This window comes from Flavisolibacter nicotianae (genome assembly GCF_003628535.1).
Lineage (GTDB): Bacteria > Bacteroidota > Bacteroidia > Chitinophagales > Chitinophagaceae > Flavisolibacter > Flavisolibacter nicotianae.
The window spans coordinates 572,519-597,146 of sequence record NZ_RBCI01000004.1 but is presented as its reverse complement, the minus strand read 5'-3'; the positions used below and the strand labels follow the sequence as shown (position 1 = coordinate 597,146).

Below are 24,628 nucleotides of genomic sequence, written 5' to 3'. Positions count from 1 at the left end.
TCAATTACGCCCAGGCCTGCGACACTGGCCATAAAACGGCGAAAAAGAATTTTTTAATTTTTCGTTTTGCATCCGACTTTTTCAACAAGCGGGAAAAAAAGCGGGTTCTGTCCATCCATTGACTGCACAAGAAGCGAGGTGTATCCATCATTTTTTTCGAGTAAAACAGTGTAGGCGTTTCCCAATTTTTGTGATTGTAAGAGGCGGCGAAGAAGATGTTCTGCAGGAGTAGTGATTGTTTTCATCGATAGAGGATTTGATGCTAAAATAAACGGCCGCTGCCGTAAATAAAATAAGAGAGAACCCTTATTCGGCGTTTTTCAGCAGAGACTTACCAAATCTTTAATAAAAAAAATCATGTTTTCGTTCGGAAACTACGTTTCCCTTCTTAATTTACAGGATCATTACTGGACAAAACAAAATCGATCATTACAAACAAATATTCTATGAATTGGAGAGATGTTCTTTCGGTGTTGCTCGGTATCAGAAAACCCAAGCCGGTTTTGGTTCCTATACCCAAAGGAAATCGGCAAACGGTTAAGAAATAAAATTCCGCAACGAATTACAAACCCCGCTTCTGGCGGGGTTTTCTTTTTTTATCTTCACCCTTATTCCACTATGAGAAAAATTGCTTTCTTTCTTTTGTTGCCTGTTTTTTCGTTTGCACAAAAGCCGCTGCCCGGCGAGATTTCGGCTTGGGAAGCACAGGCCAAACGCGTAACCATCGTTGAAGACCATTGGGGCATCCCGCACATTTACGGACAAAAAGATGCCGATGCGGTGTTTGGCCTGCTGTACGTACAGTGCAGTCAGAACTTTGCCCGGATCGAAAGAAATTACCTGGAGATCATGGGGCGTCTATCGGAAGTGGAAGGGGAAAAGCGGTTGTACGAGGATTTGCAAATGCGCCTCATTTACGATACGGCGGCGGCCCGGGAAGATTACCAGCGCAGCCCTCAGTGGTTCAAATCGCTGCTGAATGCCTTTGCCGACGGGATCAATTATTATCTCTACAAACACCCCGAAACCAAACCGCTGGTGCTGCAACGGTTCGAGCCCTGGTTCCCGCTGCTGTACACCGACGGCAGCATTGCACCAACCCAGACCGGCGGGCTCACGGTACAGGACCTTCGCCATTTTTACGAAGGAAAAGACGACGCAACATCTTTGGTGCGGCCCGAACTTTCGGTCAACAATTTCAAAACCTCCGGCTCCAATGGCTTTGCGATCGCACCGGCCAAAACAGCTTCAGGCAACGCAATTTTGTATATCAACCCGCATGTCACCTTTTACTTTCGTACGGAAGCCCACCTGGTGAGCAACGAAGGTCTCAATGCATACGGTGCCGTAACCTGGGGGCAATTTTTTATTTACCAGGGCTTCAACGAATCCTGTGGCTGGATGCATACTTCGAGTTATGCTGATGTAGCGGACCAATACCTCGAAAAAGTAGAAAAAACCGGCAACGGGTTCCAGTACTGGTTCGACGGCTGGAAGAGCAAGGCAGGGTGGAAGCCGGTTACACAAAAAGAGATTGTCCTTCGGTACCATAACGCTAGCGGCAGTGAAGGCTCAAAACGGTTTTTAGCCTACTTTACGCACCACGGACCGGTGATGGGAAGACAGGAGGGGAAATGGATTTCGCTACGTGAGAACAACCGGTCGCTTTCCGCATTGATGCAGTCCTGGCTGCGCACAAAAGCCAATGGCTTTGCCGAATTCAAAAAGGTAATGGAAATGCGCTCCAACAATTCCAACAATACCGTGTTTGCCGATAACAAAGGCAATATTGCTTACTGGCACGGCAACTTCATGCCGAGGCGCAACCCGAAATACGATTGGTCGTTGCCGGTGGATGGCACCACGCCGGAAACGGAATGGCAGGGACTTCATACCCTCGACGAGATTATCCATCTGTACAATCCCAAAAGCGGGTGGATCCAAAACTGCAACTCTACGCCGTTCACCTCGTCTGGCGAAAGCAGTCCCAGGAAACAGGACTACCCGACCTACATGGCACCCGAAGGGCAGAATGGCCGGGCACTGAATGCCGTTCGCCTTCTCAGCAAAGCAAACAAGCTGACATTGGACAACGTCATCCGGCTTGGCTACAACACGTACCTGACTGCGTTCGATTATCTGCTTCCACCTCTGTTCGATGCCTATGCGAATCTTTCCGCCGCCGACAAGAACAAAACTTTCCTGGCCAATCCCGTGCATGTTTTGCAGGTATGGAACAGGTCCGCGGCCGCTTCTTCCGTCGCGACAACCATCGCTGTGGAATGGGCCTTCCGGTTGGCAAACAGGGTGCCGCCTGCCAGGACACCCGAAGCGGCCACCAACGCGGTCGGCAATTTTGAATACATGGCCAACCGTCTTTCAGCGACCGATAAACTCGAAGCCCTTGCCGAAACCATCCGCGAACTGGAACGTCTTTATGGCACCTGGCAGGTGGCCTGGGGGGATATCAACCGCTACCAGCGTTCCGCAACCAACCAGTTTTCCGACGATAAACCAAGTTTGCCCGTGGGATTAGGGCCGGGCACCTGGGGTTCGATGCCTTCGTTTGTGTCTCGCCGTTTCGATACGAAAAAGCGGTACGGCGTTTCGGGCAACAGCTTTATCGCCGCGGTGGAATTTGGTAAAAAGCTTAAAGCAAAGACCATTATGACCGGCGGCGAATCCTTTGATTCCTCTTCTCCCAACTTTACCGACCAGGCGGAAGGCTATATCGAAGGAAAATTCAAAGACATTCTTTTCTACAAAGAAGACGTGCAGAAAGACGCCGTTCGCACCTATCATCCCGGAGAATAAGCGGCGGAAATGGATTCTGTTGAAAAGCTGGCAAGACAAAACGGCGAATCGCCGCCGAATCGTTTTTTGCCTGTGAAACGGGCCCCGATTTAAAATTATTTGTCGCCAAAGGCTTTTATCCCACTGCTTTTTCGAGTAGGTTTGCGGCCATTATAAGCAATTATGTCCGAGTATTTTAAAGATAAAGTTGTCGTGGTGACCGGTGGCACCGAAGGGATTGGCAAGGCCCTGGTGGAAAAGCTGCTGGTGGAAGGGGCAAAGGTGGCCACATGCGGTCGTAACCAGGACAAACTCTATCGTTTGCAATCCGAATACCCTTCTTATCCCTTGCATGCCGTGATCGCGGATGTAAGCGTGGAAAATGACTGCCGCCATTTTATCGAGTCCACATTCAAAGTGTTCGGCGGCATCGATGTGCTGATCAACAACGCCGGTGTTTCCATGCGCGGCTTGATGAAGGACACCAACGCAGACGTCATCGAAAGAGTCATGCAGATCAATTTTTTTGGCACCGTTTACTGCACCAAATATGCCTTGAATAGCATCATCAGCCGCAAAGGAACGATCGTCGGTGTTTCGTCGATCGCCGGTTATCGTGGCCTGCCGGGCAGGAGTGGTTACTCCGCGTCGAAGTTTGCCCTGCAGGGATGGCTTGAAGCACTCCGTACCGAACTGCTGGATGATGGCGTCAACGTGATGTGGGTTTGCCCCGGCTTTACGGCTTCCAATATCCGCAATGCGGCCCTCAACGAGAATGGAGAGGCCCAGGGAGAAAGCCCGCTGGATGAAAAAAGCCTGATGTCATCGGAAAAATGTGCCCTTGAAATTCTCAAGGCCATTCGCAAACACAAGCGGACTATTGTGCTGACGTTCAATGGCAAGCGGACGGTGATTTTAAACAAGTTTTTTCCTTCACTCGCTGACCGGCTGGTGCGCAATTTTTTTTTCAAGAACGGAAAACTGGTGAAATAACAGTGAGCTAGCGTAGGTTTTTTTATTTATGCACATGCTACATCCATCTCATTCAAATTTTTGATTTTTACAGTTCACGTTTCTTCATGCCACTGGTTACCCTTACATCGGATATAGGCGAACAGGATTACCTCGTTGGAGCAACGAAGGGACGTTTATTGCGAATCAACCCGGAATTTAACATCATCGACATCACCCACAAACTTTCGCCATTTAATTATCCACAGGCGTCTTATGTGTGTCGCAATGCCATCAAGAACTTTCCGGAGTTTACCTACCACATCATTTTGGTAAACCTGTTTGAGTCAAAACCGGAGCAACTGCTTTTCGCTTTTTACAAGGACCAGTACATCATTTGCGCCGACAATGGTTTGCTGAGTATGATCATCGAAGAAAAGCCGGAGATGATCCTGGGTGTGCCTCTGGAAAAATCTGCGATCAAGAATACGCTGTATTGCATTGATGTGGCGGCCAAGGCCATTACCCAACTGACCAATGGCGAGCCCATTCAAAACATCGGTATTCCCGACCCCGTGTTTATCGAAAAACACCCGTTGCGGCCTACCCTGGGAGAAGACTGGATGGAAGGACAGATCATTTTTATCGACAATTTCGAAAACGTGATCGTCAATATTACCAAAGACCAGTTTGAACGGCAGCGTAAGGGACGGCGTTTTAAGATCGTGTTCAAACGCGACGAGATCATCGAACGTATCAGCGGTTCATATGCCGATGTGCCGCAGGGTGAAAAGTTGGTGATCTTCAACAGCGCCGGCTACATGGAAATTGCGATCAACAAAGGCAACGCGGCCGGTTTGTTTGGCCTCAAGGGCTACAGCGAAAGCAGCAACGGCATGCCCAACGTGATGCAGGCAAGGCTTTTCTACCAGACGGTTAAAGTTTATTTCGAATAAACCTTCGTTCCGTTTTCAATCTATCCAAATGATCATCCGCATTGTGAAAATGGTTTTCCGCGAAGAAGAGATCGAATCGTTTCAACATCTCTTTGCCGAACGCAAATCGCTCATCCGGAATTTTGAAGGGTGTACGCACCTGGAACTCTGGCAGGACAAGACCTACCCGCAGATTTTTTTTACCTGCAGTTGGTGGGATACCGAGGCTCACCTCGACCAGTACCGGGCTTCCCATTTTTTCGATGACACCTGGTCGCAAACCAAGCAGAAATTCGCCGCGAAACCGGAAGCCTGGACTGTGCAGGCTTTGCACGCACTGTAAGAGTGGTTGCTGCACAAAACAATCCATGAAAAAAACAGACTTGATCCCACTGTATTTTTGACTTCGATGGTTGAGCAGGAACGTATACAGGCAGGACGCAGGATGCGGCACAGGCTGAGACAAGTGGTACCGGGTTTCCCGCTTTTTCTGTCGGCTGCGTTGGTCCTGTCGCTTCTTTTCGGTTGCGAAAAAGACATCAAGTTTACGCTGAATGACGAAGCACCCCGGCTCGTGGTGGAAGCCACCATTGAGAACGGACAGCCGCCGCTGGTTTTCCTTTCCCGGTCGCTGGGATTTTTCTCACAGATCTCTCCCGATATCCTGTCGCAAAGCATGGTGCACGGTGCCGATGTTTTTGTTTCGAACGGCAACCGTACACACAAGCTCAAAGAATACATTGCAGCACTGGGTGGTGGCTACAGCCTTTCCTATTATTCCATCGACTCAAGCGACCTGGCAACCGCGTTTACCGGGGAATTGAACAAGCAGTATGACCTGCGGGTTGTAACGGAGGGCAAGGAATACACGGCTACCACCACCATTCCGGGTCTTACCAAGCGCATCGATTCGGTCTGGTGGAAAAAGGCGCCGCCACAAGCCGACTCCAACGATGTTATTGTCATGGTGCGGGCAACCGATCCGCCCGGCTTTGGCGATTACATTCGTTATTTTACCCGCCGCAACAGCGAGCCGTTTTTGCCGCCGGGCAACTCGGCCTTCGACGACCTTTTTGTGGACGGCACGACGTACGAACTGCCGATTGAAAGAGGCGTCGACCGAAACCTGAAAATCAGGGATGAAGACCGCTTTTTCAAAAAAGGAGATACGGTAACGCTGAAGTTGTGTAACATCGATAAAGCGACCTTTGACTTCTGGCGCACGATGGAATTTTCCTACCAGTCTGTCGGAAACCCGTTCTCCACGCCTGTAAAAGTGCAAAGCAATATCAAAGGCCCGGCGCTGGGTTATTTTGGTGGCTATGCCTGCCAATTCAGGACACTCGTTATTCCCAAATGAGCCTGGCGTTTTACAGCACCTGCCGTTATTGCATCCGTTTCTTTTGTTTGTGCCAGGCCTTACTGCAAGAGACTACCGGTGGACATGGTGTAACTGTTGACCGTACCTTTTTTCCCGTTATTTTTGCCGATTAATTATGGATAAGCAACTTGCCGAAAAAACGCATTTACTCATTATAGGTTCAGGACCGGCTGGTTACACAGCCGCAATCTATGCGGCACGGGCCAACCTGAAACCCATGCTCTACCAGGGAATTCAACCCGGCGGGCAACTGACGATCACGACAGAGGTAGAAAACTATCCTGGTTTCCCCGAAGGCATCCAGGGACCTGAACTCATGATCCATTTTGAAAAGCAGGCGCAACGCATGGGAGCCGATCTCCGTTACGGCCTTGCCACGAAAGTGGATTTCTCGCAAAAGCCATACAAGGTTTGGATCGACGAAGAAAAATTGATTGAGGCCGATGCGGTGATCATTGCCACCGGTGCTTCGGCCAAATGGCTGAACATCGAAAGCGAGCAACGCCTGAACGGGTACGGCGTCAGTGCCTGCGCGGTGTGCGATGGCTTTTTCTTCCGTGGTAAAGAAGTAGCGATTGTCGGTGCAGGCGATACGGCAGCCGAAGAAGCCCTGTATTTATCGAAACTTTGTTCGACGGTTCATATGCTGGTGCGTCGCGACGAAATGCGTGCATCCAAGGTGATGCAGGATAGAGTGAAAAACACGCCGAATATCAAAATCTACTGGAACACGGAAACCGACGAAATCCTTGGTGAAAAGACGGTGGATGGAATGCGCATTAAAAACCATGTTTCCGGCGAAACGCAGGAGATTCCCATCAAAGGATTTTTTGTCGCCATTGGCCACAATCCCAACTCGGATATTTTCAAAGGCTGGCTCGACATGGACGAAGCGGGGTACCTCATCACGCAGGCGGGTACCGCAAAAACCAATATTGAAGGCGTGTTTGCGGCCGGCGATGTGCAGGATAAAATTTACCGCCAGGCGGTAACGGCAGCGGGCAGCGGCTGTATGGCCGCCCTCGACGCCGAACGATACCTGTCGGCCCTCGGACTATAATCCTGTGGTGAATCGGCCATTGCCACAGGGCATTCGACAAAAGCAATTGGCAAATTTGGGCCAGCTTCCATTATTGCCGATTCACCATTCACTATTCACAGCATGACGTCCACGTTCACCATACAACTCAACAACCTTCGTTTTTATGCGCCGCATGGCCTGTATGCGGAAGAAGCGCAGTTGGGCAATGAATTTGAAGTCAACATTGCACTCGAGGTGAAAGCACCAAAGAGCAAGCTGACCTCAATTGAACAAACGGTCAACTACGCGGAAGTTTACCGCCTGGTAAAAGACCTGTTTGCCGTACGGAACGAATTACTGGAAAGCCTGGCAATGGAAATTGCCGCCACCATCAAGCAAACGTTTTCTTCGGTAAGGAGGATCAGCATACAAATCACGAAATGCAATCCACCCATCGCTTCCTTCACAGGTTCTGTTTCAGTAACCTACAACAGGATATATAAAGCAAAAGACTAATCCGGCCGTTGTTTTGCATAAAAAAGCGCAGCAGCTATTTGGAAAACGCGTACCCAACGGTTATCTATCATCCGTCATCTGCAAGCTGCCGCCTGCCAAAAGCAAATTCCCCGAAAGCGACAGGGGTTAAATTTCCACCTGCTTCTTCCATTTCCCCCGTTGCATATAGGAAAATGACAGCGTGAAAATGACTGTCCAGTAAAGTAGTTCGGATGCCCATCCCCAGGCAATCGGGAGCTTTTTCACTTCCAGAATAACATAAACATAAGTGCAATAAAAAACGATTGCCACGAGCTCGATGGTAAAGGTGATCTTGCTTCTGCCGGTGCCGGTTACGGAATTGAGCCATACGACAGCCGCCGAACAAAGAACCAGCGCGGCCGCCACGATACGCAGTGTCGGCGTGCCTTCTTCGGCAAAATTTTCTCCCTGGCCGAATACGGAAAAATACAGGCGGGGAAAGAGGTTCAGCAACATGCAGACGACCAGGGAGATCGCCATGCTGATGGTCATGATCTTCGTAATGAGGCGAGAGACTTCTTCTTTTTTACCCTGCCCGATGATGTTGCTCACCATCGTATTGGCCGCCGACGCAAACGCCCAGTTGAACACACCGAAAAAGCCAAACACATTGCGCATAGTATTGGAAATGGCAAGGCTTGTTTGGCCATGATGCTCGATGAGTACATAAAAGAAAAACCAGCTCCCGATGCTGATGACCATTTGGAAGATCAGCGGACCGGAAAGAACCAGGATGCGCCATGTGATCTCTTTGTTGTAAGCAAACCGGTGAAAAAGCGAAAACTGCCGGCTGATACCTTTTGCCCGAACCACCAGGAAGAGGACGAACATCCCGGTGAATTCGGCGATCACCGACGCATAGGCAGCGCCGTTGAATCCCAGCTTTGGCAAGCCAAAATGCCCAAATATGAAGGAGTAATCAAAAAACACGTTGGCAACCGCTTCGGCGGCCGTTCCGGCAACCAGTAAATTACTCCGGTTGATGCCCACCAGCAGGGCATTGCGCATTTGGTAAATAAACAAAAAAGGCAGTCCCCAGATTCGAATCCGCAAAAAAGAAAGAGCGTCTTGGTAAACCTTCGGCGAATGAATGGTCGAACGGAAAACAAGCGGTGCAACCAGGTAGGTCAGCAGGATGCCCAGTGCGCCGATGCCCATCGCAATAAATATTCCCTGCTGGAAAATAACGCCGATTTCCTGCGGTTTGTTTTCACCGGCACGTCGTGAGATATAAGCCTGCAGGCCGTTGTTAAGGCCAAAGCCAATGCCGCTGAAGACAAGGTAATAGACGCCGGTAAGACTGGCAGTGGCCAGTGCTTCTTCGCTCAGGTGACCCAGAAAAATCGCATTGGTGACAAAGTTCATCTGTGGCACCAGCAGGGCCAGCGAAATGGGCAAAGCGATCTTCAGGATTTGCCGGTAGGATGTTCCGACCTGTAATGCAGGTGCCATGAAAAGGGCACAAGCTACTGTCTTTTTTGTGTATCGAAATGGCTTACTTTGCAAAAAACCTGCAATTTGAAAACGCTATTCGATATTGGATCGGAACGAAAAGCCAGCGGCGAACACACTTTGCTGCTGGAGATTGGAAGGGAGTGTTGCTGTTATGCGTTTTTGCACCGGCCAACAAAGACGATCGACAGGATCTTTGTTTCGGCCACCGACGAATTTCAGTTGGACAACCAGGTAAAAGAGTTGCTGCAGTCCTTAAAAGGAAATACATTCAATGATGTCGTGGTCTGTTCTGCTTTTCCGCAGGCGCTGCTGTTTCCGCACAAATACTTTACCAGCGATTACACGGCACTTGATGTTATTTACGAACAACCAGCGCAAAAATATTTCCACGATCTCCTGCCCGAATGGCAAATGGTCAACGCTTATTCGCTGCCGGATTCGGTATATGCGTCACTGGAAGAATCGTTTTCTTCGGTGCGCTATGTGCACTGCTATACCCCGGCCATCCGTGTCCCCAATGATGTTGTAGCCGATGCACAGCTTTCGGTACATTTTTCGGAACAATACATCCGTGTATTGTTGAAAAAAGACATGCACGTTCACCTGGCGCAAACCTATGCCTACAAAACTCCGCTGGATGTGATCTATTACCTGCTCAAGATCTGTTACGAGTTCGGGCTTTCGCAGCAGGAGGTGGTGATCATCCTTTCGGGACTGGTTGAAAAAGACTCAAATCTTTTTACCGACGTGCAACAATATTTCACGCAGATTCTCTTTGCAGGGCAGCCTGAGATTGGCCTGCCGTCGAGCCCGCATCCGCATTATTTTTTTACGTCAATCTATAACCTGGCTGCATGCGTATCATAAGTGGAAAGCTCGGTGGCCGCCGCATCAACCCGCCGACCCAAATGCCGTACACAAGACCCACCACCGACATCGCCAAGGAAGGACTGTTCAACATCCTGCAGAACAATCTTGATTTCGAAGGTCTCAAAAGCCTTGACCTTTTTGGCGGCACAGGTAGCATCAGTTATGAATTGGCATCACGGGGCGCCAGCGACCTCACCGTGGTGGAAAAAGACACCCAGATGTTTGCCTTCATCAAAAAGACGGCGGCCGACCTGGGTTTGTCACAAATCAAAGTGGTGAAGTCGGATGTGTTTCGGTTTATGGACACCTGCCACGAAAAATATGATTTCATTTTCGCCGGTCCGCCTTATGCCCTGACGACGATTGATGATATTCCCAAGCGCATTTTTGAAAACGCCCTGCTCAACGAAGGCGGGTGGTTTATCCTGGAACACACGCCCCGCAACAGCTATCAAACCTACCCGTATTTCCTGCGGGAAAAAAACTACGGCACCACCGTTTTTTCCATTTTCGAAATGCCGGCGAAAGGGGAGGCGTAGTTTTTATGAAACAAGCTGCAGCGCTGTTGTCATCACCTGTGGCGTTGATCCTGGGGAAGGTTCACACGTCAGTGTTCGGCAAGACGATCAGGTAAGGTATAGTTTGTACAAAGAAAAAGTTTGCTCCGAAGGAGCCTGTTCAATCGGCAAGAAACGTTATTTCGAAAATCACCCTAGCTTAATTCCATTCGCCCATGCTGAAAAAACAAGCCCGTAAAATCTACGACCAAAAGCGCCTCGAACTCACATACACCGACCGGTTGAAATGGGATGACCTGATCCTCATAAATTTCCAAACGGTTGAAACGCCCCAACTGCATGCAGTGTTCAGCTTCTATCCAATGGAAGAACGCAACGAGGTCAATGCGTTTATCGTTACCGATTACCTGCACTTCCGTAATCCGTCGCTCCAGATCTGTTACCCGAAAATGGAGATTGATGTGCCGAACATGGAGGCCATGGCCTGCCATGCCGATACCATTTTTGAAGCCAACGAGATCAATATTCTCGAACCACTGGAGGCAACGACCGTCGATCCGCTGGACATTGACCTGGTTCTTGTGCCGATGCTGATTTGCGATGTCAGGGGCAACCGCGTCGGGTTTGGCAAGGGTTATTACGATCGCTATCTTTCCCGCTGCCGTCCCGATTGCCTCAAAGTGGGTTTGTCGTATTTCGCACCGGTGGCGCAGATCGATGATGCGGATGAATTTGATGTACCTTTAGATTTTTGTATCACACCGGAAAAGGTCTATGTTTTCTAATTGGTTCCTGAAGTCGTTTCGCATTCTGCTCCTTCCTTTTGCCCTGCTATTCGGCTTGGTTGTGGTGATCCGTAACTGGCTCTACGATAAAAACATTCTCAAATCGGCCTCGTTTGGTTTGCCCCTGATCGGCGTGGGGAATTTATCCGTAGGCGGCACGGGCAAATCGCCAATGGTGGAACTTCTTTTGCGACACTTGAAAGACCATCACAAAGTGGCCACCCTGAGTCGCGGCTATAAACGCAAAACCAAAGGGTATGCCCTGGCCAGCGAAAATACCACGGCCATCGAGATCGGCGATGAGCCCATGCAGTTTTACAAAAAGTTTCCGGATGTGCCCATTGCCATTGGCGAAGAACGGCTGGTGGCCATTCCGCAGCTCCTGCACGACAGGCCGCAAACGCAGGTCATCATCCTCGACGATGCGTTTCAGCACCGTGCCGTAAAAGCCGGCCTCAATATCCTGCTGACGGACTACGGCAACCTGTTTACCCGTGATTTTTTTCTGCCAACCGGCGATCTCCGCGACTCACGCAGCTCGTATAAGCGTGCCGACATCATCGTTGTAACCAAATGCCCGGCGAATCTTTCAGCCGAAGAAAAGCAAAGCATTATACGGGAAATCGATCCGCAAAAAGGGCAGGACCTTTATTTTACAACGATCGCCTACGGCACTCCATACCATATCACATCGCACGACACCGTAACCATCGACGAAGAAACCGAGGTGCTGCTGGTTACCGGCATTGCCAATCCAAAACCGCTCAAGAACTTTTTGGAAGAAAGGCTGGGCACATACCATATGATGCATTACAATGATCATCATATTTTTTCCATCGACGACTGGCGGGATATCAGGTTGAAGTTTGATAAAATGGAAGCGCCGAAAAAACTGGTGTTAACAACAGAGAAAGACGCCATGCGGTTATTGAAGTTCAGCGCTGAGATCGATGGCATGCCGTTTTATGTGATGCCCATCGAACATAAATTCCTGTTCGATGAAGAACCGTATTTTTTAAAGAGGGTGACAGGATTTATCGAAAATTTTAAAAATCCAATCTAATCATGGGACGAAAAAACGCGAAGCAGAAAGACAAGGCAGGCAGGAGGAAAGAGACAAAACACAAGGCCGGTGAACTGCGCGGCAAGCTCGAAATCACCCGCTCGGGAATGGGCTTTGTGATCGTGGAAGGCGAGGAGGCCGATATTCTGGTGCGGCCAACTGACTTCAACACGGCCATGCACGGCGATATCGTTCGGGTGCGCCTGAAAGAAGATCGCGGCGGCCGGCGCAAGCAGGGCGTGATTGTCGGCGTGGACGAACGAAAGCAGTCCGAATTTATCGGTCACCTGGAAATGAACAAGGGCTTTGCATTTTTTGTGAATGAGGCCGACAAACGAACGCCGGATATTTTTGTTCCCGAGCGATCGTTCAACGGTGCTACGGAAAGCGATCGTGTGGTGGTAAAGGTGACATCATGGGATAGCGAGGGCGGCAAACGGCCGGTCGGTGAAGTGGTCGGCATTCTTGATGCCAACGATAGCAATGACATGGCGATGAAAGAGATCCTGCTGGAAGCAGGCTTTCCCATCGGGTTCCCGGATGACGCCATGGAAGAAGCCGGCCGCATTCCGGATTTGATTGGCGAGGAAGAGATCAGGCGACGCCGTGATTTCCGTGAGATCCTTACGTTCACCATCGACCCTGTTGACGCAAAAGACTTCGATGATGCCCTGTCGATTCGTCTGCTGAAGAACGGTAATTACGAGATTGGCGTGCACATTGCCGATGTCAGTCACTATGTCAACCCCGAAACGGCGCTGGATGAATTTGCGTATAAAAAAGCAACCTCGGTTTACCTGCCCGACCGGGTCAATCCGATGTTGCCCGAACATATTTCGAATGTACTGTGCTCGCTGCGTCCGCACGAAGACAAGCTGACATTTTCGGCCGTTTTTGAAATGACGGCAAAGGGAGCGGTAAAAAAATACTGGCTGGGCAAAACCGTTATTCATTCCAATCACCGGTTTACCTATGAAGAAGTGCAGGAGATCATTGAAAAAGAATCCGGCATTTACGAAGACGAGATCATGCTCCTGAACAATATTGCGCAACGGTTGCGGAAAAAACGTTTTGACGCCGGTGCAATCAATTTTTCCAGCCAGGAAGTCCGCTTCAAGCTCGATGAAAAAGGCAAGCCGATCGGAATCGTGGTAAAGGAAAGCAAAGAAGCGCACCAGTTGATCGAAGAATTCATGCTGCTGGCCAACCGCTATGTCGCCCAGCACGTATCGGAAATCGAGATCAACAAAAAGCCTGTCCCGTTTCCCTACCGTGTGCACGACCTGCCGACAGAGGAAAAACTGGTTCCCTTCATGGCTTTCGCCCGGAAGTTCGGTCACAAGTTCGACACCTCCACGCCGGAGAAGATCGCCGAGTCCTTTAATACCATGTTGCAGGATGTCCAGGGCAAGCCCGAACAGCACGTGCTGGAATCGCTGGGCATCCGTACGATGGCAAAAGCGGCTTATACGACGGACAATATCGGGCACTATGGCCTTGGGTTTGAAAACTATTGTCACTTTACATCTCCCATTCGCCGCTATCCCGACATCCTCGTGCACCGCGTTCTGGAAGATCTCCTGAAAAACAGCGTGAAGCCTGATAAAAAAATGGAGCAAAAGTGCAAGCATTGCAGCGAACGCGAAAGGGCTGCGATGGAAGCCGAGCGGGCTGCCAACAAGTACAAGCAGGTGGAATACATGCGTGATTTTGTGGGTGATGAATTTGATGGCATTATCAGCGGTGTAGCAGCGTTTGGCTTTTGGGTGGAAACCATCGAACATAAATGCGAAGGCATGGTCAGCATAACCTCGCTGGCCGAGTACGACGAGTTCCGGCTGGTAGAAAGCGACTACAGCCTCGTGGGTATGCGCAGCGGCCGTCGATTCCGGATGGGCGACCGGGTGCGCATCAAGGTCATTGCAGCCAACCTCGAAAAACGCCAGCTCGATTACGAGTGGGTGTTGACGCCGCTTGCCGAAGACAGCGAAGACAAGACTGCCGAACCAAGACCGCGAAAGCCAGCAGCAAAACAGAAGTCGAAGCGCAAAAAGAAAAATAACAGCGAAGAATAGCTGCGAGGCGGCTTGTGAGTGGTGAATGGGAGGGACTTTCTTTTGCCACTCACGACTCACGAAAGATTTTCTGATTGCCTCAAAAAGGTGGCAGTAAAGACCGGGTATGGAAAGCTGGCTTTACCTGATCGGCGGTCGAAACCAAGAATCAGAATTTGCCGGGCAGCAGAAACTCCTATTTATGCGCCATATTTGCGGATGCAAAGTTTTGAACAACTGTCACTGGCGTTTAATGAAACGTTCAACACCCATCATTTCCCGGCCGAACCGGCCAGTTTGTATACTCCCAACAACTATTTCCTGCAACTGGGTGGCAAACGGGTAAGACCGGTGCTCTGCCTCATGGGCAACGAATTGTTCAACGAGATCAGTAAGGATGCCTGGGAAGTGGCCAGGGCGATTGAACTCTTTCACAATTTCACGCTGATTCACGACGACATCATGGACAAAGCGCCGCTGCGACGCGGCATGCAAACCGTTCACCAAAAATTTGGCGACAGCACGGCTTTGCTGGCCGGCGACGTGATGCTGGTGGTGGCGTATGATTACCTCAATAAAATTGAAACAGTTTACCTCCGGCGCATCATTCACCTGTTCAACAAAACGGCGAGAGAAGTTTGCGAAGGACAGCAACTGGATATGGATTTTGAAAAGATGGATGCCGTGGACTTTGCCTCTTACGAAAATATGATCAGCCTGAAAACATCGGTGCTGCTTGCAGCGAGCCTGCAATTGGGTGCCATCCTGGGCGGGGCCATGGAGCGAAGCCAGAACCTGCTGTATGAATTTGGTCGAAAACTCGGGCTGGCCTTCCAGGTACAGGACGATTACCTGGATGCCTTTGGCGATGCTGCGAAGTTTGGCAAACAAATCGGCGGTGATATCCGGGCCAATAAAAAAACATTTCTCCTGATCCATGCCATGGAAACGGCCTCTCCCGCACACAAAGAAAAATTGAAGCAGTTGCTCAGGGACGAATCGGATGCCAAAGTGGATGAAGTCCTCACTATTTTCCGCGATTGCAAAGTGGATCGGTGGGCCGAAGCCTTAAAAGAGAATTATTTGGCACAGGCATTGGCACACCTCGATGATGTGGCCGTGGTGTCGAAACGCAAGGAGCCATTGAAAGAACTGGCTGCCTTTCTCATCCAGCGACAACACTGATTGAGTTCAGATACCTTCTAAAAACAGAACTCCCGGTTGTGACGACCGGGAGTTTTTATTTCCTCTTAGGGATGGACGGGCAAGTGGCTTTGCCTTTTATGACAGCGCCAAAAAGACACATGAAACAAGAATGGCGATATCAATAACGATGCTTAGTGCAAATGCGGGTATTGTGATACGGGTAGGCATGGCCGCCAGGTTGGTGACAAGGGCGATGGCCATGGCTACAATGGCTACCATGAACAGGCTAAAACTGGGTCCTGCAGCAAGTGTAACAAATACAGTAATAGGCGTAAGGATACAGCCGTGCACCATCAGGATTACTCCAAGCCACAAAAGACGGTTGTTTTCCTGGCCCTGGCAATAGTTCATGAAGCGGCCCCACATGGATAATGACGTTGTTTCTCCGGTATAGGTGGTGTTGATCGTTTGGTGAAGTGTCGTTTCCATTTTCATTTCATTTTTGTTGCACAAAATTGTCGATCTGCCATTCGTTTCCACCTGACGGATGTAAATCCGGGAAATGATTTTTATCAGTTTTATTCAGTTTATTTACAACCAAAAAAAACGAACGAATGGCACATCCTCTTTTTCGACGTAAACCCATCACAGAGATCATGCACGACAAGACGGAAGGTGAGGCCCACCAAACAGGCCTCAGCCGGGTACTTACCGTTCGTGACCTGACGTTTTTTGGGATTGCTGCCATTATTGGTGCCGGTAGCTTCAGCAGTCTTGGAGGCGCAGTAAACTCAGGCGGCCCGGGTGTGATCGTTCTGTTTATCATTTGCGGTATTGCCTGCGGATTTACGGCGTTTTGCTACGCGGAATTTGCGAGCCGCATTCCGGTTGCCGGCAGTGCTTACACCTATGCCTATGCTTCCTTCGGCGAACTCTTTGCCTGGATCATTGGCTGGGCCCTGCTGATGGAGTATTCTATCGGCAACATCTACGTGGCCTTTTCCTGGAGTGACTATTTTACTTCTTTCCTCGATAAACTGCACGTCCATATACCCAGCTATTTCACCACCAGTTACCACGAAGCCCGCATCGCCATGGAGAATGGTACCGCCAACAAGGAGTTGCAAACAGCCTGGAACACGGCGCCTTTGCTTGGCAGCCTCCGGCTGATCGTCGATCTGCCGGCCTTGCTGATCAACGTGCTCATTACCTACCTGGTTTACCGCGGCGTGAAGGAAAGCAGAAACTTCAGCAACGTGATGGTGATGCTCAAACTCGCCGCCGTGGTGATCGTGATACTTGTTGGCGGCTCGCTGATTTTTTCAAACGGCCTTACCGGCAACTGGTTCCCGCAAAATGGCAGCGGCGTACGGTCATTTATGCCGGAAGGTTTTGGCGGTGTGATGGCGGCCGTCAGCGGGGTCTTTTTTGCCTACATCGGTTTTGATGCCGTTAGTGTACTGGCCGAAGAAAGCAAGGATCCGCAGCGGGACCTGCCGCGGGGGATGATCTGGTCGCTGATCATCTGTACCATTGTTTACATCTTGCTTTCTCTCGTGCTGACAGGCGCCGTGGTGTACAGCAAGTTTGCCAATGTGGGTGACCCGCTGGCATTTATTTTTGAAAAAGAAAACCTCAACATCGGCTGGATGCAGTTCCTGGTGGCCATCATTGCGGTAGTGGCCATGACCAGCGTGATGCTGGTATTCCAGATGGGACAGCCCCGCATCTGGATGAGCATGAGCCGCGACGGCCTGTTGCCGACCAAGTTTCAAACCATTCATCCCAAATACAAAACGCCTTCGTTCTCCACGATTGTTACCGGCTTGCTGGTTGGTGTCCCCATTTTGTTTACCGACAAAACCTTTGTTCTCGACTTTACCTCAATCGGGACCTTGTTTGCCTTTGTGCTGGTTTGCGGCGGTGTGCTGCTCATCCCGCGGCGGTCAAAAACGCCAGGCAAATTTCACCTGCCGTATTTCAACAGCAAGATCATTTACCCAGTGCTGATCCTCGGTGCCATTACGTTACTGGTTGCTTACAGTCCTGCCTATTTCAAAGAACTGTTCAACGGCGATTTTGGCAACTACCGGGATGCATCCAATTCCGGTGCCTACCTGTTTCAAACACCGGCCGTGAAAATTGCAACGATCATCTTTTGGATCATTTGCATTGTGCTTAGTATTCTTGCTTTTTTGCGCAGCCTGTCGCTCATTCCTTTGCTGGGATTGACGTTTTGCCTTTACCTCCTTACAGGCATGTCGGGAGCCAACTGGAAATATTTTTTCATTTGGTTTGGCATCGGGCTCGTCGTGTATTTTTTCTACGGCTACCGAAACAGCCGGCTGTCGGTTGCGCCGGCGCAGTCGTAAGTTTACAATCCTGTTAATCCAACGGAAATACGTTGAATCTGCGGTTACCTTTGCATGCATGAAATACCAGGTTGGCGATAAGATCATTGTGTTGCATTCCAACGAAGAAGGAGAGGTGATAGACATCATTAACGACAAGATGGTGATGATTCAGGTAAGAGGCGTGAAGTTCCCGGCTTACATGGACCAGATCGACTTTCCCTATTTCAAACGGTTCACGGAAAAAAAACTTTTTCCCGCGGAACCGAAGAAGAAATACATCGAAGACCTGCCGAAAGAAAAAAAGGTGTCGAAGCCTATCGAAAAGAAAGTGGCTGACGGCGCATGGCTTTCTTTCCTGCCCAAATTCATGACCGACGAATTTGGCGACGACGTCGTGACGGATTTAAAAGTTCATCTCGTCAACCGGACAGAAACCCCGCTCTATTTTATTTATTCGCTGAATTTTTTTGGCCGGCAGGAGTTTGAGCTTCGTGGTGAAATCATGGCCTTCTCCGATTTTTACCTGCACGACGTGGACTTTGAAGACATGAACGACAGCCCGGCCTTTGTCTTTGAATTTTCTCTTCTCAAGCCGGATAAGAAAAAAGCCGATTATTACGAGGCCTCGGTAAAGATCAAACCGAAACAGTTGTTTGAGCGCATCGAGCAACTAAAAGAAAAAGGTGAAGCCACATTTGCCTATCAACTCTTCGACCGCTATCCCGACAAGCCCTACGAGGATATCGTGGAAACGCCGGTAACAAAGGGAACCAAGATTTACAGCCTGAAAGATATCCGCCAGCACATCCTGCCGCCGCGAACCGTGGTTGATCTGCACATCGAAAAGCTCACCGACAACTGGAAACACCTGTCGAACGGTGAGATCCTGAACCTGCAGTTGAAAGAATTTGAAAAATGGTATGAAGCCGCTCTGGCCAATTACCAGCCGCAACTGATCGTGATCCACGGCATCGGCAGCGGTAAACTTCGCGACGAAATCCATGAGCTCCTGCGGTTGCGAAAAGAGGTGAAGTCATTCGTCAACCAGTATCACCCGTCTTTTGGGTACGGTGCCACCGAGATTTATTTCAAGGTGTAGCACTGGAATTTTTCAATAAAAAGTTATTGTACGGTAACCGGGAGAGCGCAGGATTCCCCGCCTAGTGGATGGGGGCCTATGATCTGCGGAATCAATGTAAACCTACCGGCCGTTACCGGTATCCCCGAGCCGGTGAGTGTGATGTATTGTGAACCGGTGTTTGTAAAATTTCCGGAAGCGGAAAAGACCATTCCATTGACTTTCGATGTTTGAATGGTAAAGTTTCCGGGCTGCTGTACATAGACGCTCATCGATACGGAATTGGCGTTTGTCAACGGTGTTTGTGTGTGATAACTTCCCGCGATTGTATAAATACAAGGGTTTGGATTACCGTAGCCTGATTCCAAAACATACGTAGCCAGTGGCTCACGGTTTTGAACGCCAACTTCAAAACTGCAATTCGAAGAAGGTGCTTTTGGCAGAAAGCTGAAAAGCCCCGCAAGAACGGGTTTGCCTGCCGCAACCAAACGGACGGTTTGCTTTCCCAGCCTGGTGAATTCGCCGGTGGCCGAAAAAGACATTCCGTTTACCGTATCGGTTTTGATGGTGTAGCTCCCGGTTTGGGTGACGGTCACCTGGAGGTCCGCCGTATTCAGATTGGCCAGCGGTTGATCAACAATGTATGTACCGGCAACAAAGGCGCCGGAACAGGCATCGGGGCTTCCGGCCAGCGTATAGGCCGCAACCATCGGCGGGTGCACAACGGTATCGCTGTGCGGTACACCCTCCGCACTGTATTCGCGGCTGCATTTCGTCAAGACAAGGCAACTGGTAATACAAACCAGCATGCCCATGTAAAAACCGGATGCCCTTTTCATTTGTTGAAAGATAATGTGTCGAGGCAAGGCCTTTTTACTGAATTTACAAAGCCTGCTGCAAATTCTTTTTCTTAAGCGGACAAACGGGTTCTTCTTTTATCGTTTGCGACTTTGGATCTCCATTCGCAGCCGCTCGTTAACATCAATTTTTGCACCTTCCAGTAAAAAGATCTTTGTGCCCTTTTCCCTCGCATACGGATTTTCAATACTTCCGGTCTGAAGGATCCGTTGAAACAAAGGCTGTTCTTTTTGCCGGCTGCTGTCTTCGTCGTCGACCTCTTTTACCAGGATCACATTTTGAATCGGTTTTTCCAGCGGCATCCAGTTGACGTAATCCGCATTGAACGAAACGGCGCGGATGTTTTTGAAGGCCGAGTAATAGTTGATGGCGCCGGCCTGCCCGTAATTGTCGCACAACACAAGGGTGGCATCCCTGTCGGGCAATAGCCTGTAAATAGAGTCGGTTTTTTGCGCCAGTTCCTTCCAGCCGGTCATGTCGGCATAATCCTGCGGCAGTTGGTGATCCTGTCCGTCTTCCCAGCGCAAAGCGCCCATGTTTTTGTACGGCTGCTGGTGGCTGGCATAATAAGCCGGCGGATGAATGGGAAAGGCCAGCAGCACAAACGGAACGGAAAGTGCCAACAGCAACAGGAGCGACACCGACCGAAGAAACGTTCGGCCTTTGGCTGAAAAAAGCCTTTCAAGGTAAACGGCGCCAAAGGAGAGAAGGACCGGGTAGAGGCCAACCGAGTAATAGCTTTTTGCCTGGAAAAATAGAAACAGGGCAAGGGTGATCGCAAAACTGACCAGCACAAACCGGTAGGGCCTGAACGGCCTGTATAAAAGGAAACCGGCCAGTCCGGCCAGCAGCACAAAAATTCCGCTCAGGAAGAAAAGCACCTGTTCTTTGAGGAAATTAAAACGATTGACATGCACCAACTGCCTTTCCGACAATTCCCGCAATTGTGCCAGCGTCGGAAAATGGTTTTGGTATTGCCAGACGAGGTTGGGAGAAACGACCAGGAGACCGATCAGTAGACTAACGTAAAAATGTTTGTTCGTAAAGATCCGGCGGTGTTCCGATAGCAGCAGTGCAGGGAAAAGGCCGGCGGCCAGGAACAAGATGTTGTATTTGCTGAGAAATCCAAAGGCAAGCGAAAGGCACGTAGCATACAGCCACCTGGTTCGTTTCGTATTGATGTAGCGGATCAGGGTATAATAGGTCAGCGTCCAGAAAAAAACGTCAAAGGAACTGGGCTGGTAAAGGATGTTAATGCGCAAAAGGATGCAAAACAGCAGGGCAAATGAGCAAAGCACACAGGCAAACAAGCCGCCTTTGAGTTCCAACACAATTTTCCAGGCAACAAGGATCGTAAGCGCACCAAAAAGTGCCGGGACGAATTTGATCCAGAAAACGCCGTTGCCCAGCAGGCGAAGAAGAAAGGAGAACCATGAGGTAACAGGCGGAACGGAAATATAGCCCCAGGCCAGGTGACGGCCCTGGTCAAGATGGAGGTATTCGTCGCGGTGCAGTTCGTAGGCAGGGTGGATGAGCAGGTAATGCAGAACGATCTTGAGCAATAGAATGCCCAGGAGAATGAGAATTTTTTTTTGCATGACTAAAAAAGTAAATGGACGTGGTAAGAGAGTATTCAGGCTTTTGCTTTCGACGGTTTCGCCTGGGATTTACGCTCCGCTTTTTCCTCGTTTTCCTTGACCCGGAACTTCACGATTGCAGTCAGCAACTTTGCCGGCAGGGGCTTGTCATGCGGCAGGCGGATCGTGCCTTTTGCGGTGTCATATGCAGTCAGTTCTGCTTTGAATGCCTCGATGGCTTTCGGCTGCGGGAAAAAGCTGTAGTGATGTTTAAACGCGGCAAAATAAACCAACGGGCTTCCTTTGTATTTGAACGTCGGCATGCCGTAGCTGATTCCTTCTTCGGCTTTTGGCGCAGCCTTTCTTATCAGCTCACGCAGTTTTTGCAGGGCGGGCTGCTGTTCTTGCGGTTGTGCGGCGATATAGGCATCGATGGAGTCAAGCTGTTGCATGCGGGAGGTGGCCATGTGCTTTGGTTTTATGGTGTCAAAGTACAAAAACAAGGGGATACCGGCGGCCGCATTTCTTAACAACCGCATCGCGGCGCAAGGTTGTACATTTGCGCCACTGCAAGTCGCGCTGTCGTGTGGTTGTAACAAACCGCAAGGAAAGTCCGGACAGCACAGGGCAACGCACCACCTAACGGGTGGGTGCCTTCGTAAAGAAGGCAACAGAGAGTGCCACAGAAAATAACTGCCGATCCTGAGCGATCAGGAGGTGAGGGTGAAAACGTAGGGTAAGAGCCTACGGGGCGTGTTGGCAACAACAGGCCGGGGTAAACCTTGCGTGCTGAAATGCCAAATATACCGGTGCCTGAGGGCGGCCCGCCCGAGCCGGGTGGGTAGGCAGATAGAGGTGGTCAGCGATGGCCATCCCAGATAAATGACAGCGGTCCCGCAACCGCGGGAAACAGAATCCGGCTTACAGGCTTGCAGTATTTTTTCTGAACCGGGATCTGTGGGATTTCTCGGATGAGTAGATGAAAGTTATTACCAGGCGAGAGGCGTTCTTTGCAGAACGCTTTTTACGTCATCATGACTCCTTCTAACGCCTTCATCCTGCCAATCACAGTTCAGAATAGTTGGTGGCCCAGGTAGCCACCGAGTTCCATCAGCCAGGCAATGCCCACATGCACCATGAACCCGCCAACAATGGTTCGGGTGTGATAGCTGACAATGCCCAGGATCATCCCGCCAAAATAAGAGGAAATGCATTCGCCCAGGGGCTTTCCAAAATGGATGGTGCAATAAAACATGGCCATCGGAAGAATGGCGCCCATACCGGCCCACCGGGCAAAGGCCAGCACAAGGAAACCGCGGAAGAAAAGTTCAATCGAAAAAAAATCGGAGCCGTACGATAGCTGGTAAAGGATCTTCTGAAAACCTCTTCCCGGCTGCTGCAGGTAGTCGATGCTTTGCATGCGCGGATACATGTGCAGGAAGTCTTGTTGCGTAGAAGCGGCGGCAACCAGCGGCACCATGATAGCCAGCATGACCAGGTAGGGCCTGGCGGAGAAGTTTTTCAGCGTAACGCCGTAGAAAGGCTCTTTTTTGTCGAACAGGTGGTGAACCAGAAGCAGCATAGCAGTAATGACCAGGACTTTGAACGGCCAGTAAAACACGGCGCCCCAGTATTCGTCTTCCAACCGGTTAGAAGAGAGCGTAAGATCAACTGTATAGGCCATCTTCCACGAAAAAATGGCTGGCGCCAGCAGCAGGAGAAGCAGGAATTTTTTTTGCGAAAAAATAGTCGACCCGAGAAACAGGGCCTGCAGCACATAACCCAATGAAAAAATCAAAAAGAAAACAGCGTACCAGGCCGCAAATGGCCAAAGTCCATGAAGTTGGCCAATGGCATGATTGAGACGGTAATGATAATTGCAAAACACCGCAAGGGCAGTGAACAAGGTCGCCAGCAAAAACATCCCTTTGTGCAGCGACTGGAAATACGCAAAGACATAACCAACGATCTTCTTCATGCGAAGTGAATTGTGCCGGGCCCGTAAAGTTGCGGGTATTTTATTTTCTCGAAACAGAAACTTGCTTCAATTTTATGCGATGAATTTTCTGTTGCGACTCCTTTGTTTGTTTTCATTCCTGGCTATCACAGGCGCCGGTTGCACCTCGCAAAAAAAGAGCGCCGGACAGCCAATCAGGCAGCTCAAACTGGTAAACGAATTTGACCTGCCGCATCACCTGCAATTCCACGGCACAACGGTGGGCGGGTTATCCAGCATCGATTACGTACCGTCCGAAGACGTTTACCACCTGGTTTGCGACGACCGTTCCGATCTGAACGCCGCCCGTTTTTACACGGCAAAAATCCGCCTGGGCGACAAGGGAATTGATACGGTGCAGCTCCTGAATGTTACTACCTTGCTGCAAAAAAACGGGAAGCCCTACCCGAACAAAAAAGAAGATTCACTGCATGTACCGGATCCCGAAGCCTTGCGGTTCAATCGTTCTAACGGCACGCTGGTCTGGAGCAGCGAGGGCGAACGCATTGTGCGGGGCGGAAAGGTTATCCTCACCGATCCTTCGATCAATATCATCGACCGCAAAGGGCAGTGGCTCGATTCGCTTCCCCTGCCTGCCAACATGCACATGCGGGCAACCGAAAACGGACCGCGGCAGAATGGCGTCTTTGAGGGCCTGGCTTTCACCGATGATAACAAAACACTTTTCGTAAGCGTCGAAGAGCCACTTTACGAAGACGGACCCCGTGCCGGTTTAAAGGATACCAGCGGCTGGATTCGTCTCATTAAATACAATATGACAACCCGCGAACCCGTAGCGCAATATGCCTACCGCATCGATCCCGTGGTGCAGGAACCTATCTCGGCCGGAACCTTTATCGTGAATGGCGTGCCGGATATCCTGGCCGTTAACGATCACCAGCTTTTAATTACCGAAAGGTCGTTTTCTACGGGCAGGCTCACGTGTAATATCAGGATTTACCTGGCTGAGTTAAAAGATGCCGACGATATTTCCGGTGTGGTGTCACTGCAAAAGAGCCCGGTTACCAGACCGGTGCAGAAAAAATTAGTGCTGAACATGGATAGCTTAGGCCGCTGGATCGACAACGTGGAAGGCGCAACCTTTGGCCCCCGGTTGCCCAATGGCCACCGAAGCCTTCTTTTTGTAACGGACGACAATTTTGCTCCCTTTGAGCGAACCCAGTTTTTCCTCTTTGACGTGCAATAACAAAATCTTGCAAGCTTTTAACCTCGGTTAACAAAGCCTCTTGTTACAT

General features: G+C 50.1%; 23 protein-coding genes and 1 other RNA gene. 17 read left to right on the top strand and 7 right to left on the bottom strand.

Annotated elements, in window-relative coordinates; genetic code table 11:
• Positions 1–53: 53 nt before the first annotated feature.
• Positions 54–245: a hypothetical protein gene (locus tag D6024_RS26740; RefSeq protein ID WP_162944772.1), complete on the bottom strand. Its 192-nt coding sequence runs from the start codon at positions 243–245 to the stop codon at positions 54–56.
• A gap of 373 nt (positions 246–618) precedes the next feature.
• Between D6024_RS26740 and D6024_RS14325 the strand changes: the two genes are divergently transcribed.
• The 7 genes from D6024_RS14325 (at position 619) to folB (ending at position 7,597) form a co-directional block, all read left to right on the top strand.
• Positions 619–2,814 carry a penicillin acylase family protein gene (locus D6024_RS14325; RefSeq protein WP_121355387.1) on the top strand — a complete coding sequence of 732 codons (2,196 nt, stop codon included), beginning with the start codon at positions 619–621 and terminating at the stop codon, positions 2,812–2,814.
• Between the two features lie 162 nt (positions 2,815–2,976).
• Complete coding sequence (locus D6024_RS14320) at positions 2,977–3,786, top strand: SDR family oxidoreductase (protein WP_121355296.1); 810 nt, start codon at positions 2,977–2,979, stop codon at positions 3,784–3,786.
• An 86-nt stretch (positions 3,787–3,872) separates the two neighbouring features.
• Positions 3,873–4,700, top strand: a complete 828-nt coding sequence (locus D6024_RS14315) for an SAM hydrolase/SAM-dependent halogenase family protein (RefSeq protein WP_121355295.1) — start codon at positions 3,873–3,875, stop codon at positions 4,698–4,700.
• Positions 4,701–4,728: 28 nt separating this feature from the next.
• Positions 4,729–5,022, top strand: a complete 294-nt coding sequence (locus tag D6024_RS14310; protein WP_121355294.1) for a putative quinol monooxygenase — start codon at positions 4,729–4,731, stop codon at positions 5,020–5,022.
• Between the two features lie 102 nt (positions 5,023–5,124).
• Positions 5,125–6,039, top strand: a complete 915-nt coding sequence (locus D6024_RS14305; RefSeq protein ID WP_121355386.1) for a DUF4249 domain-containing protein — start codon at positions 5,125–5,127, stop codon at positions 6,037–6,039.
• Between the two features lie 136 nt (positions 6,040–6,175).
• A complete protein-coding gene (trxB, locus tag D6024_RS14300) occupies positions 6,176–7,120 on the top strand; it encodes a thioredoxin-disulfide reductase (protein WP_121355293.1) in 945 nt (314 codons plus the stop codon).
• A 102-nt stretch (positions 7,121–7,222) separates the two neighbouring features.
• Entirely contained in the window at positions 7,223–7,597 is a 375-nt protein-coding gene (folB, locus tag D6024_RS14295) for a dihydroneopterin aldolase (protein ID WP_121355292.1), read from the top strand.
• 126 nt (positions 7,598–7,723) lie between these two features.
• Here folB and D6024_RS14290 read toward each other — a convergent pair whose 3' ends face one another.
• Positions 7,724–9,070 (bottom strand): MATE family efflux transporter, encoded by a 1,347-nt coding sequence (locus D6024_RS14290; protein ID WP_121355291.1) that lies wholly within the window; start codon positions 9,068–9,070, stop codon positions 7,724–7,726.
• Between the two features lie 66 nt (positions 9,071–9,136).
• Here D6024_RS14290 and D6024_RS14285 point away from each other — a divergent pair, with 66 nt between their 5' ends.
• From D6024_RS14285 to D6024_RS14260, 6 genes are all read left to right on the top strand, one after another.
• Entirely contained in the window at positions 9,137–9,940 is an 804-nt protein-coding gene (locus D6024_RS14285; protein WP_162944771.1) for a DUF3822 family protein, read from the top strand.
• Positions 9,928–10,482: an RsmD family RNA methyltransferase gene (locus D6024_RS14280; RefSeq protein ID WP_121355289.1), complete on the top strand. Its 555-nt coding sequence runs from the start codon at positions 9,928–9,930 to the stop codon at positions 10,480–10,482. The genes D6024_RS14285 and D6024_RS14280 overlap by 13 nt, the downstream gene beginning before the upstream one ends.
• A gap of 194 nt (positions 10,483–10,676) precedes the next feature.
• Positions 10,677–11,246 carry a 5-formyltetrahydrofolate cyclo-ligase gene (locus D6024_RS14275; RefSeq protein WP_121355288.1) on the top strand — a complete coding sequence of 190 codons (570 nt, stop codon included), beginning with the start codon at positions 10,677–10,679 and terminating at the stop codon, positions 11,244–11,246.
• Entirely contained in the window at positions 11,236–12,309 is a 1,074-nt protein-coding gene (lpxK, locus tag D6024_RS14270; protein WP_121355287.1) for a tetraacyldisaccharide 4'-kinase, read from the top strand. The genes D6024_RS14275 and lpxK overlap by 11 nt, the downstream gene beginning before the upstream one ends.
• Before the next feature lie 2 nt (positions 12,310–12,311).
• Entirely contained in the window at positions 12,312–14,384 is a 2,073-nt protein-coding gene (gene rnr / locus D6024_RS14265; protein WP_121355286.1) for a ribonuclease R, read from the top strand.
• 198 nt (positions 14,385–14,582) lie between these two features.
• Positions 14,583–15,548, top strand: coding sequence for a polyprenyl synthetase family protein (locus D6024_RS14260; protein ID WP_121355285.1), 966 nt, complete (start codon positions 14,583–14,585; stop codon positions 15,546–15,548).
• Positions 15,549–15,644: 96 nt separating this feature from the next.
• On the opposite strand, the gene D6024_RS14255 is transcribed toward D6024_RS14260, so the two are convergent.
• The gene (locus D6024_RS14255) at positions 15,645–15,998 is read right to left on the bottom strand and encodes a hypothetical protein (RefSeq protein WP_162944770.1); all 354 of its coding nucleotides are present in this window, start codon (positions 15,996–15,998) and stop codon (positions 15,645–15,647) included.
• Between the two features lie 125 nt (positions 15,999–16,123).
• On the opposite strand from D6024_RS14255, the gene D6024_RS14250 reads away from it, so the two are divergent.
• Both D6024_RS14250 and D6024_RS14245 read left to right on the top strand, forming a co-directional pair.
• On the top strand, positions 16,124–17,881 hold the full coding sequence (locus D6024_RS14250) for an APC family permease (protein ID WP_121355283.1): 1,758 nt from the start codon (positions 16,124–16,126) through the stop codon (positions 17,879–17,881).
• Between the two features lie 58 nt (positions 17,882–17,939).
• Positions 17,940–18,962, top strand: coding sequence for a Smr/MutS family protein (locus D6024_RS14245; RefSeq protein ID WP_121355282.1), 1,023 nt, complete (start codon positions 17,940–17,942; stop codon positions 18,960–18,962).
• Positions 18,963–18,985: 23 nt separating this feature from the next.
• Here the strand turns inward: D6024_RS14245 and D6024_RS14240 are convergent, their stop codons facing one another.
• The 3 genes from D6024_RS14240 to D6024_RS14230 form a co-directional block, all read right to left on the bottom strand.
• Positions 18,986–19,780, bottom strand: coding sequence for a hypothetical protein (locus tag D6024_RS14240; RefSeq protein ID WP_121355281.1), 795 nt, complete (start codon positions 19,778–19,780; stop codon positions 18,986–18,988).
• Positions 19,781–19,876: 96 nt separating this feature from the next.
• Positions 19,877–21,397 carry a glycosyltransferase family 39 protein gene (locus D6024_RS14235; RefSeq protein ID WP_121355280.1) on the bottom strand — a complete coding sequence of 507 codons (1,521 nt, stop codon included), beginning with the start codon at positions 21,395–21,397 and terminating at the stop codon, positions 19,877–19,879.
• A gap of 35 nt (positions 21,398–21,432) precedes the next feature.
• Positions 21,433–21,843: an iron chaperone gene (locus D6024_RS14230; RefSeq protein WP_121355385.1), complete on the bottom strand. Its 411-nt coding sequence runs from the start codon at positions 21,841–21,843 to the stop codon at positions 21,433–21,435.
• 99 nt (positions 21,844–21,942) lie between these two features.
• On the opposite strand from D6024_RS14230, the gene rnpB reads away from it, so the two are divergent.
• Positions 21,943–22,316, top strand: an RNA gene (gene rnpB, locus D6024_RS14225) — RNase P RNA component class A.
• A 132-nt stretch (positions 22,317–22,448) separates the two neighbouring features.
• On the opposite strand, the gene D6024_RS14220 is transcribed toward rnpB, so the two are convergent.
• Positions 22,449–23,354 (bottom strand): CPBP family glutamic-type intramembrane protease, encoded by a 906-nt coding sequence (locus tag D6024_RS14220; RefSeq protein ID WP_121355279.1) that lies wholly within the window; start codon positions 23,352–23,354, stop codon positions 22,449–22,451.
• A 79-nt stretch (positions 23,355–23,433) separates the two neighbouring features.
• Between D6024_RS14220 and D6024_RS14215 the strand changes: the two genes are divergently transcribed.
• Positions 23,434–24,579 (top strand): esterase-like activity of phytase family protein, encoded by a 1,146-nt coding sequence (locus tag D6024_RS14215; RefSeq protein WP_162944769.1) that lies wholly within the window; start codon positions 23,434–23,436, stop codon positions 24,577–24,579.
• The last annotated feature ends 49 nt before the right edge of the window (positions 24,580–24,628 follow it).